Source organism: Chitinophaga sp., assembly GCF_035564935.1.
GTDB lineage: Bacteria > Bacteroidota > Bacteroidia > Chitinophagales > Chitinophagaceae > Chitinophaga.
In genome coordinates this window covers 1-11800 of the sequence record NZ_DATMTE010000929.1, presented here as the reverse complement: position 1 = coordinate 11800, position 11800 = coordinate 1, and the positions used below count along the sequence as shown (strand labels likewise).

Annotated in this window: 8 protein-coding genes; 6 read left to right on the top strand and 2 right to left on the bottom strand. The window is 51.4% G+C overall.

Features of this window, described 5'->3' with window-relative positions:
• A partial coding sequence (gene tkt, locus VN105_RS24280; RefSeq protein WP_325645105.1) for a transketolase occupies nucleotides 1-1658 on the bottom strand: 1658 nt, incomplete at its 3' end.
• 416 nt (nucleotides 1659-2074) lie between these two features.
• Here tkt and VN105_RS24275 point away from each other — a divergent pair.
• From VN105_RS24275 to soxC, 6 genes are read left to right on the top strand one after another with little or no spacing between them, the layout of a single operon-like run.
• Complete coding sequence (locus VN105_RS24275) at nucleotides 2075-5209, top strand: TonB-dependent receptor (RefSeq protein WP_325645103.1); 3135 nt, start codon at nucleotides 2075-2077, stop codon at nucleotides 5207-5209.
• Between the two features lie 19 nt (nucleotides 5210-5228).
• Nucleotides 5229-6596: a RagB/SusD family nutrient uptake outer membrane protein gene (locus VN105_RS24270; protein ID WP_325645101.1), complete on the top strand. Its 1368-nt coding sequence runs from the start codon at nucleotides 5229-5231 to the stop codon at nucleotides 6594-6596.
• A 26-nt stretch (nucleotides 6597-6622) separates the two neighbouring features.
• A complete protein-coding gene (locus tag VN105_RS24265) occupies nucleotides 6623-7960 on the top strand; it encodes a DoxX family protein (protein WP_325645099.1) in 1338 nt (445 codons plus the stop codon).
• A 10-nt stretch (nucleotides 7961-7970) separates the two neighbouring features.
• Nucleotides 7971-9632 (top strand): hypothetical protein, encoded by a 1662-nt coding sequence (locus VN105_RS24260; RefSeq protein WP_325645097.1) that lies wholly within the window; start codon nucleotides 7971-7973, stop codon nucleotides 9630-9632.
• An 8-nt stretch (nucleotides 9633-9640) separates the two neighbouring features.
• Entirely contained in the window at nucleotides 9641-10207 is a 567-nt protein-coding gene (locus VN105_RS24255) for a cytochrome c (RefSeq protein WP_325645095.1), read from the top strand.
• 5 nt (nucleotides 10208-10212) lie between these two features.
• Nucleotides 10213-11472, top strand: a complete 1260-nt coding sequence (gene soxC / locus VN105_RS24250; protein ID WP_325645093.1) for a sulfite dehydrogenase — start codon at nucleotides 10213-10215, stop codon at nucleotides 11470-11472.
• A 1-nt stretch (nucleotide 11473) separates the two neighbouring features.
• On the opposite strand, the gene VN105_RS24245 is transcribed toward soxC, so the two are convergent.
• Nucleotides 11474-11800: hypothetical protein (locus tag VN105_RS24245; protein WP_325645091.1), on the bottom strand; the 327-nt coding region annotated here is incomplete at its 5' end.

Here is an 11800-nt window from a genome sequence, read left to right as displayed (position 1 = left end):
CTGCGATCCAGTGTAGGCACAGCCTGCCGCGTGAGGATCAATGCTACGGGTTTATCCGGTTCCAGTACGGCGATCTGCCAGGCAGCAATGGTTTCGTTCGCATCTGCAGGACGTATCACTACCAGGCGGGGAATAGCCCGGAGTGCAGCCAGCAGTTCCACCGGCTGATGAGTGGGACCGTCTTCGCCCATCGCAATACTATCGTGCGTAAAAACGTACACCACCTTTAGCTCGGAAAGCGCCGCCAGCCTGATGGAGGGCCGCATATAATCCGAGAAAGTGAGGAAGGTGGCGCAGTAAGGCAGTATACCACCATGTGCGGCCAATCCATTGGAAATGGCGCCCATGGCGTGTTCCCGTACGCCGTACTGGATGTTCCTGCCATCATAGCCCCATACGCCGCCGGCTGCTCCCTGCAGGTCGCCCTGCTGCATAGCGGGACTTTCAAAATTACCGGCGTCCTTTAATTCCGTGTTGGTGGAGGTGTTCAGATCGGCAGACCCGCCAATAAAACCAGGCAGGTGTTTGAAAAACGCCTGCATCACTTTCCCCGACGCCGCACGGGTGGCCAGTCCTTTGTTATCTGCTGGAAACGGGGTGATGTCTTTGTCCCAGTCTGCAGGAATATTATCGTGTATCAGTGCCCGTAACTCTTTAGCCAGCTCAGGATATTTTTGTGCATAGATGATCATTTGCTCTTCCCATTTGGAAGATAATTTTTTGCCCACGTCTACGGCTGCACGAAAATGATCCAGGGCTTCTCCTGGTACTAAAAAATCCGGTTCCACCGGCCAGCCCAGTTTCTCTTTTGTCAGTTTTACATCTTCCGGGCCCAGCGGGGAACCATGCGCCCCGGTGGTGTCCTGTTTGGGAGAACCAAAACCTATATGTGTACGCACCAGGATAATGGAAGGCCGGTCCGTTTCTGCCTGCGCCGCGCGGATCGCGGCGTCAATGGCATCCAGGTCGTTGCCGTCTTCCACTTTTTGTGTATGCCATCCGTATGATTCAAACCGTTTTGCATGGTCTTCCGTGAAAGTAACCGGTGTGGCGGAAGCCAGCGTGATGCGGTTATCGTCGTACAGGTAAATCAGCTTACCCAGCCGTAAGTGACCGGCAAGGGAAGCGGCTTCTGCTGCAACGCCTTCCATCAGGTCGCCGTCGCTTACCAGCGCATAGGTGTAGTGGTCTATCACCGCATCACCCGGACGGTTATAGCGGGCCCCCAGGTAAGCTTCGGCCATGGCAATTCCCACTCCGTTGGCAAATCCCTGTCCCAATGGCCCCGTTGTTACTTCCACACCCGGCGCCAGGCCACGCTCGGGATGCCCCGGCGTTTTACTACCCCATTGCCGGAACCGCTTCAGCTCTTCCAGGGGCAGATCATAACCCGTTACATGCAGCAAACTATACAGCAAGGCAGAGCCATGCCCGGCGGATAATACAAAGCGGTCGCGGTTAAACCAATGCGGATCGGAAGGACTATGACGCAGGAACCGCGTCCATAATACATAGGCCATCGGGGCGGCGCCCAAAGGCAATCCCGGGTGCCCGCTGTCGGCTTTCTGCACCGCGTCTACCGACAAAAAACGGAGGGTATTGATACAAAGCTCATCCAATGCAGCAGGATCGGGAATAAGTGAAGTGTTGTTGGTCATGGTATTCCTTTTTTGTATGAAAATGAATCACACATAGGTCAACAAACTTCGTGCACAGAAGGTTGCCGTTTTATTTTTTAATTAGTCTACCAAAATTATAGACTTTTAAAAAATTATTGTATTATTGTGCTTCATACGGCTTTCCGGGTCCGCTTTAGGGGAAATTCATCCACCTGTTGACATGCCCCGTTTATCTTTCAAAATATTACCGACATGGAAACATCATTACACTTAATGAGGAAAAATTGCTGCGTGGAATACACGGCTAACCGATGTTAGGAAGGATCAATCAAGAATAAAAAAGCCGGAACTGGTGACGCAGTTCCGGCTGGTAATCAAGGCTGTTGGAGACATTTTACAGTGATGGCAGTTACCTGCTTTCACCGGCCTCATTTTTTCATACCAAAGTAAAGATAATGAAAATTGCTATTGCATGCAGCTGCGGGCTGCTGCTGGCGGCTACCGCATGGTCGCAGGAATTGCGCGCGCCTCACAGCGCAGATACTACCAAACCTGTGCACAGGAGCATTGTTCAAAACAACATTTCCCTTTCCGGACGAATTATTGACGCTAAATCACAACAACCTGTTGCAGGGGCTATTGTGCACATCAAAGGCACTACCCACGAGGTGCAGAGCGGTCCAAACGGGGAATTTGCATTTCTCACCGGCCAGAAAGTACCGGTTATTTACCAGATCTCTTCTCTTGGTTATAAACTGAAGGAAGTATACGCTGATAAGTCTAATGCAGGCAATATTGCCCTGGAAGAACTCAGCACCCAGTTGAACGACGTAGTAGTGGTAGGATATGGCACCCAGAAAAGAAGGGATCTTACCAGCGCCATTTCCTCTGTGAAGGGCGCAGATGTAATAACCGTACCCGTTGCCAGCTTTGATGCACAGTTGCAGGGAAGGGCCGCCGGCGTACAAATCAATTCCAATACAGGTGTGCCCGGCGATGGGGTTTTTGTAAGGGTGCGTGGTACTACTTCTATCAATGCTGACAATGATCCGCTTTATATCATCGATGGGGTTTTTATGAATAACGCCAGCCTGCAAACGGTGAGTACCGGCGGACGCTCCACTTCGCCGCTGGCGGATATCAACCCGGCGGATATTGAAAATATAGAAGTATTGAAAGATGCCAGCGCAACAGCCATCTATGGCTCCAGGGGCGCCAATGGCGTGGTGATCGTTACTACGCGTCGCGGCAATTATAACAGCAAAGCCAAAGTAACGGCAGATGTATCTACCGGCGTGGCCTGGGCGCCCAAAATGTGGGATCTTACCACCGGTCCCCAACACGCGGAACTGGTGAATGAGTTTTACCGCAACTCCCTGGCAGATGCCACCGCGCTCAACGACCAGGCAGGCATTGCGAAATACAGCTATCAGCCATTCCGGGTGCTGACCGATAATCCCGGTAAAACGCCTGCACCGCGCGGTTTACCACAGGATCAGCAAACATACGACCGCCTCGGTGAAGTGTTCCAGACAGCGCCATTACAGAATTATAACCTATCCCTTTCCGGTGGCAACCGTGAAACAAAGTACTATTTCGGTGGCGGCTATTCCAAACAGGAATCCATCCTTAAACCCGTTTCCTTCGAAAGGGCCAGCTTCAAACTGAATATCGATCAGCGGGTGAACGATAAGGTGACCATTGGTTCCAGTAACAGCTTTTCCCGCAGCTTCCGCAGCCAGGGCCGCGCAGGCGATGGCCCGCAGGGAGGTTTGTTACAGGCGGCGCTACACACGCCCACCTATCTCCCGGAAACAAACGCCGATGGCACACCGGCCCGCTGGGCAGGCTTCGATAATGTGCAGGTACTCATCGATAACTATGATGTACACACCACCAGCCTCCGCTACATCGGTAACCTGTATCTCGACGCTACCTTGCTGCCGGACCTGAAATTCCACAGCAACATCAGCATCGATTATAATAACTATAACGAATCGGAATACTGGAATAACCTCACCCAGCTGGGCGCCAGTCCTACCAACGGTTTGGCCACTTCCGCCATTACGCAGAACACCTCCTGGATCAACGAACAAACACTCACCTGGCGCAAACATGCGGGAGATAAGCATTTCTTTGGCGTACTGGTGGGCAACACGATCCAGAGCAATACGGAAACATTGACCTCCGCCCAGGGAACCGGCTTCCCCAATAATTCCTATAAATACATTTCTGCCGCTGCAACCCGTACTGCCGCTCAAACCTGGACCCGCAGCACCTTGTCGTCTTTCTTTTCCAGGATCGATTACAACTATGCAGGTAAATATTATTTTGAAGCAAGTATCCGTGCTGATGGTTCTTCAAAATTCGGCGATAACTATAAATGGGGATATTTCCCCTCTGTAAGCGCCTCCTGGCGGCTCAAGGAAGAACGCTTCCTGAAGTCGGTGAACAGTATCAGCGATCTGAAAGTGCGCGCCAGCTATGGTATCACGGGCAACCAGTCGGGCATCAGCAACTTCGCGGCAAAAGGATTGTGGTCCGGCGGCGCAGGCTATCCCGACAATACTACCGGCGACCAGCCCGGAACAGCGCCATTACAGCTGCCCAATCCCGACCTGCGCTGGGAGAAAACCAGCCAGTTCAACGGCGGACTGGACCTCGGGTTACTCAATGGCCGCATTAGTATTACGGCAGATGTATACTATAAATACACCAGCGATGTACTGCTGCAACTGCCTAAGGCAGGCGTTTCGGGCTTTACTTCCATCTATAGCAATGCAGGAGAGATCAGTAACAAAGGATATGAAATCGGTATCAATACTACCAATATTTCTACCCGGAATTTTACCTGGACCAGCAGCCTGAATATTGCCGGCAATACCAACCGCATCGAAAAACTCCCCACACCGATATACCAGTATAACCGCGACTGGATCATTATGCAGGAAGGTGCACCCATGTACTCTTTCTGGCTGTATAACCAGCTGGGCGTGGATCCGCAAACAGGTAACGTGATCTTTGAAGGAGAGAAGGATGGTAAACTGCCGGTATCTGCACGCAAAGTAATGGGTAATGCCATGCCTAAATTCTATGGGGGCTTTAGCAACACGGTGTCGTATAAAGGTTTTGACCTGAGCGTGTTGTTGTCTTTCCAATACGGCAACGATGTATATAACCTGAATAAATTTTTCGGGGAAGGTGGCGGTACCCGCGATGCCAACCGCGTGTTATTTGCAGATCAGCTGAACCGCTGGCAGAAACCCGGCGACATCACGGATGTGCCGCGTCTTACCGCCTATGGCCTTAACTACACCATAGATCAGAACAACCGTTTCCTGGAAGACGGCTCCTTCCTGCGGCTCAAATCACTCACGCTGGGATATACCGTGCCGAAATCAGTCAGTGAAAAACTGCATATCCAATTACTGCGTGTATACTTCACCGGTAGTAACCTCTGGTTACTCACCAAATACACCGGGCTGGATCCTGAATCAAACGTAACAGGTTTACAAACCGTACAGGGACTGGATCTTGGCACACCGCCGCAGCCACGGAGTGTGCAGTTTGGCTTAAACGTAACTCTTTAACCGCTCTTAATTCTTCCATATGAAAGCATATCGGAAATATATATCGTTCTTTTTTATTGCAGTGACAGCCATGTCGTGCAAAAAGTTCCTTGATGTGGAACCAAGGGACAGTGTGTCCGACGAACAAACCATCATTGATAAAACCTCCGCCAATACTGCATTGCGTGGCGTATACAGGCGTCTCGGCGCCGATGGTTACTACGGTGCATTATTCCAGTCCTTTGGTTACCTGCCCGGTGATAATGTGCAGTGGACAGGCTCCCAATCTGTGATCCAGCAATTCATCACCCATAAAATAAATGCAGATAACGGTAACCTGCAAACGGTGTGGGCGGCCATTTATACTACCATCAATGGCGCCAATAACGTGATTGCAAAAGTGCCCGGGCTCCAGGACGCTACTTTTTCTGAAGCAGAAAGGAACCAGGCAGTGGGGGAGGCGTACTTCATCCGTGCACTCAGCTACTTTGATCTTGCCCGTACCTGGGGAAATGTGCAGATAACGTTAACGCCTACACTCAGTGCCTCCGATAAGCTGGATGTAAAAGGCAGCACGCAGGCGCAGGTATACCAACAGGTATTGAGTGATCTGAATGCAGCTGATTCATTGCTGCAACCAGTGTCTCAAACAGCTGCGCCCAACCCGGTAAGAGTGAACCAGCAAACCGCCTGGGCGCTGAAAGCGCGGTATTATCTCTATCAGTCCAACTGGGCGCAAGCTGAAGCCTATGCTTCCAAAGTGATCAGCGATACAAAGAGTTATTCCCTGCTGAAACCTTACAGCGCTTTTTTTTCCCCTGCCAGCGCCGTGGCTACCAGGGAATCAGTGTTTGAACTGTCGTACAGCGCTACTTACCTCAGCGGACACCGTAACTACTGGCAGCCTCCGGCCAATGGGGGTACCCGTCAATGGGCGCCGGCAGATGTGTTGATCACGCTGGTAAATGATCCGGCCATAGGCGGTAACCGCAGTGCGCTGGTCGCAAAAACATCCGCTGGTTTATGGTACGGAAATCTTTATTACAGGAGCCCGGCCACTGATCCCGCCTACGTGATCCGCATAGCGGAACTGTACCTGATCCGCGCGGAAGCCCGGGCGCAGCTGGATAAACCGGATCTTGCCCGTGAAGACCTTAACATTATCCGCGACAGGGCAGGACTGGCCCCGGTAAATGAACAGGCAGGTAAAGAAGACCTGTTACTGGCTATTGAAAACGAGCGCAGGATAGAGTTTGCACTGGAGCCGCACCGCTGGTTCGACCTGGTGCGTACCAAACGTGCAGGCGCTGTTTTGAATATTACGAATCCGCAGCTACATGTATTCCCGATCCCGGCCAACGAAGTAACGTTGTCCAACGGCAATCTGAAACAAAACGATGGTTACTGATCTTGTCACCTTATAATAAATAACCAATGAGTAATGTAACTCCCGCCTGGAAGGACTATGAAAAAATTGGGTTCAGGGTAATCTTTATTTATTTCCTGCTGCAGGCGTTGCCGTTCGACTGGAAATTTTACAGTTACCTTTTTACCACTCCCATTTTTGATCTTCGTTATGAGGATATTTTTAACCTGGCCAATTATACAACGCGCTTCGGCGCAGGGCCTGCCAGATATGCCGATTGGGGCATACTGCTGCTTATAGCAATAGCCGGCGCTATTGTGTGGACGTATGCTGATCGCCAACGGGCACGCACCTACGATGCTGCTTTTTACTGGCTGCGCGTTATCCTGCGTTACCGGCTGGCACTGGCATTGCTGGCTTATGGTTTCCTTAAACTGTTTGTGCTGCAGGCGCCGTATCCTTCACTGAGCAGCCTGAATACACCTTATGGCGATTTTAACCGCTGGAAGTTATTCTCTCTCAGTCTTGGTATTGTACCATCCTACGAACTGTTTCTCGGCGGCGTGGAAATCGTACTGGCGTTAGGGTTATTGTTCCGCAAAACAGCTTCCATCGCTGCTTTCATCTTCCTCATTTTCTGCGGCAACATCTTTGTTTCCAACCTGGCCTATGAAGGCGGCGACCAGGTATACAGCCTGCTGCTGATCACTTATGGTCTGGTTATTCTTAGCTTCGATCTGCAGCGCATCAGCCGCTTGCTCATTTTACAGCAACCTACGGCCGCCGCTACTTTCAAACCGGTGTTTGAAGGCATCCGGAAAAACGGCAGGTGGATATTGAAAACGGCTTTCCTGCTTTTCTTTGTAGTGATATATGGGGTGAAAACAGGTGTAGGGGCAAAAACGGATCCTTACCAGTATCCCACCACCAAAGGATTACCGGCTATCAGCGGGTTATACAATGTGGCAACATTCGTTGTTAATGGAGATACACTGGCCTACTCTTTAACAGACTCCCTTCGCTGGCGCAACGTGGTGTTTGAAGAATGGAACACTGTCAGCATCCTTACCAACAGGCAGGCGCCGGTAGATACCAATAACCGGCACCTGGTAAAACGGGATAACGCAGAAAGGCTATATGAAATTGAAGGCACCAGCGGCAGGCATTACTACAGCTATGCTGCCGATACGGCGCAACACCTGCTTACGCTGGAAAACAGGCACCCCGGTTTGTCGGGGCAAACGCTGTCGCTGCGCTATTCCCGGCCGGATAAAGACCACGTAATACTTGCCGGAACCACTTACAGCAAGGATTCCATCTATGTAATACTGGAAAAAGTAAATAAGAAATACCTGTTGGAAGAAGTGGCAAACGGTGGCGGAAGAAACAGGAAACTAAAACTTTAAACCTATTATCATGGCTCATAACACGCAAACATTACCTCATGAACCGGTGATCAGGGAAGGCGCTTCCGGCGTTCCGCCGGCTGTAAACGCGCCGCTGGCACAGCTGACTGCATGGAAGGAATACCAGCTGGTATTATTCCGTATTGCATTTATTTTCTTTATCGCATTATCCGTACCTAACAGCGTGGAGTGGTATAAACAACTGCTGCAGCTCAACTGGGCGCAGCTGAACTACCGCGACCTGTACGACATTGCACGCTTTGGCTCGGGGATCAATTTCCTTGGCAACACTATTTTCGGCAGCCCGCTGCTGGGCTATGCCAACTGGATCACCACGGCATTGATTGCCGCCGTTGGGGGCCTTGTATGGACGGGCATTGTAAAAGCCCGTAAGCTGCCGCGTAAAGAGTATTACACCGCCTGGTATTGGTTGCGGGTAGTAGTGAGGTATCGTGCAGGCATCGGGATCATCGGCTTTGGATTTACCAAGCTGTTACCCGTGCAAATGCCATATCCTTCTTTCGGCGTATTGAATACCAATTTCGGGGATCTTACGGCGCAGAAAATCTACTGGCTGTCTATCGGTATTGTGCCCTGGTACCAGGTGTTTGCCGGTGTGGTGGAGGTAACTGCAGGTACGCTGTTGTTTTTCCGTAAAACCACTACACTGGGTTCCGTTTTATTACTGGGTGCGCTGGGCGATATCGTATATGTGAACTTTGCTTACGACGGCGGCGTACATGTATACAGCAGTTATTTCGTACTGCTGGCGGCGTTGCTGCTGGTAAATGATGTGCCTAAAATATACCGTTTGCTGGTGCAGGAACGTTTTACAGTGCCGGTAAATTATTACCCTGTTTTTCCGGAGAGATGGCAACGCTTTACCCGTATAGGGCTGAAATCTTTTACCATCTTCCTTTTCCTGGGTGTGCTTTTCTATTTGCAGCTGATCAATTTCTGGTATGATCCGTACAAACAACCGTCAGTAGCAGGCGTTAAAGCGCTGCGTGGCAACTACCAGGTAACGGAGTTCCGTTTAAACGACCAGGTGATCCCTTATTCGCCCGTGGATACGGTACGCTGGCAGGAAGCTACTTTCGAGAACTGGTCTACTTTCACCTTCCGTGTTAACAAGCCGCATCCGCTTGATTTGTCCAATGGTGGGGGCGATCCGCAGCGGGATGTGAACCGCACCTTTGAGATAACCGGCCTGGCCGGCGGCCAGCGCGCGTTTCACTATTATGCGGATGAAGTGAATAAAGTGCTTTACCTGGAAGATAAATACAAACCTGTTCCCGACAGGCGTAACCGCACCGCTGGTGTAGGCGGCGATGGCGGCGCCGTAGTGGATGCGGCAGCGGAAAAGGCTTCGCGTGAACAGGCCGCGCAGCAGGCGAAAGACTGGATCCCGGCGGAGGCCCGTAAAAATATTGGTGATGAATCTTTAAAGATAGCACCTATTGCATTGTCTGCCCGAAGGGCAAGAGATTATGCCAATGCACCAGCCTTTGAAAACAGGAAACGCTTTACGGTGAAATACGCCACCACAGACGGTTCACATGTAGTGCTCACCGGTGTGGATGAAAATAAGGACCGCCTTTATGTGGTACTTGACCGCGTGGACAGGAAATATACATTAGCGCCTGGCAAATTGCGGGCAGGAAATTATTGAGATATATTATGTTGATAAAACGCAGCAGCTGTTACCCGGGGGCCATGGTAATGGTGTTGGGTATGCTGGCTTGCCATACCAACACCCCGCCGCCGGTACCAGGCTGGCCGGAACATTTCGGGTTTGGAAAAACGGCCACTACCCGGCAAATCGATTCGGTGAACATTTCCATTGCGCCTGATGGCAAAGGACTGCCTGCCGGCAGCGGTAATGCCGCCGCCGGCGAGGTTATTTACCTGGCAAAATGCGCTGCCTGCCATGGTGAAACGGGAGCAGAGCCCACACCCAACCGCCTGGTGGCCACCCTGGCCGATACGGTGCGTACTAAAACCATCGGTAACTACTGGCCCTATGCTACTACGGTGTTTGATTATATCCGCCGTGCCATGCCCTTTAATGCGCCGGGATCGCTCACCAATGAAGAGGTGTACAGTGTTACCGCTTTCCTGTTGTACCGCAATGAGATCGTCAGTGATACACTGCAGTTGAATGCGGTGAACCTGCCACTGATTAGGATGCCGGCCAGAAAATATTATGTGAACGACGACCGTCGCGGAGGTAATGAAGTAAAATGAATATCATGGAGGATAAGAACAAGCCAGGTAAAAAGATACCAAGAAGAACCATGCTCAGGGCCGCCGCAGTTTCTGCTGCAGCTGCGCTGATGGGCGCTACCGGCGTGCAGCGTGCACCTGGCGCCGGCGCACTAACGGATACGGCTATGGGAAAAGACCCCTATGCGGATCCCACCAAAGTTACCGGTACCCTGCCTGGTAAGTTGGGCACCCGTTCCCCGTTTGAGCGGCCGGAGAAAAAACCGTCGGATATTTCTTCCCGCACACCGTTGCAGGAGCTGTATGGGATCATTACCCCATCGGACCTTCACTTTGAAAGGAGCCATGCCGGTGTGCCGCTGATCCACCCCGATAAATATGAATTGCTGATCCACGGGATGGTGGAGCGGCCTATGATCTTCACATTGCGCGATTTAAAGCGTTTTCCGGCCATATCCCGCATTGCCTTTATCGAGTGCTCAGGCAACTTCAGATCGGGCAGGGAAACCATGACGCCGCAGGAAATCTGCGGCCTTACCAGCCAGAGTGAATGGACCGGGGTAATGCTATCTACCCTTTTCCGGGAGGTAGGCGTGCATCCGAAGGCCACCTGGTTCCTGGCAGAGGGCTCTGATGCGGCCGTAATGACCCGCAGCATCCCCGTGGAGAAAGGCTGGAAAGACGCCATGATCGCGTATGGGCAGAACGGGGAAGCCATCCGGTCGGAACAGGGTTACCCCGCAAGGCTATTCCTGCCCGGATGGGAGGGGAACACCAATGTAAAATGGATCCGGCGCATTGAATTGTCGGATCAGCCCTTTATGACAAGGGAAGAAACTTCCAAATACACGGAAACCATCCGGGATCATAAGATCCGCCAGTTCAGCTTTGATATGGACGCCCGTTCTGTTATCACATATCCTTCCTATCCGCAGCAGGTGGAAAAGGGTTGGATAGAGATAAGAGGTATTGCCTGGAGTGGCCGGGGGAAGATAGATAGCGTGGAAATCAGTACGGATGCAGGAAAGCACTGGGCCAAAGCGGTGTTGCAGGAGCCGGTGATGGATAAGGCGCATACCTATTTCCGGTATCTCTGGTATTGGGATGGCAAGCCTACGGAAATCATGAGCCTCGCGGTAGATGATACCGGTTACCGGCAGCCTGCCTTAAAGCAACTGGTACAGGCGCGTGGTACCGACATGGGTGGGTATCATGTGAACCCCGTTACGGCCTGGTTGCTGAAAGGAGATGGTACCGTGTTATTCAAACCGGAAAAATGGAAATGAGCTATTCAAAAAAGGCCAGTTCATCGCGGGTTACTGCATGAAAAAGGTTTTGCAGCTGGTGCACATGTACAATGGAACGGCCATAGGGTACCAGCCCTTCTGCGGCATCCGTAAGCGGCTGGAACACATTGTTTTCATGACGTACATGCACACTGTGCAGGCGGTTATATTTCAGGGAATATACATTTACATCTTCCCCGTATTCAGGATCTCCTTTTATGAATCCGAATCTCAGCAGCAGGTCTACATCCAGCACCACCGGGTTTACCTTTGCATAGGGCAATTTGCTGAGGGGTAAACCGGAATTATAAATATAGCCCTGTAGAAT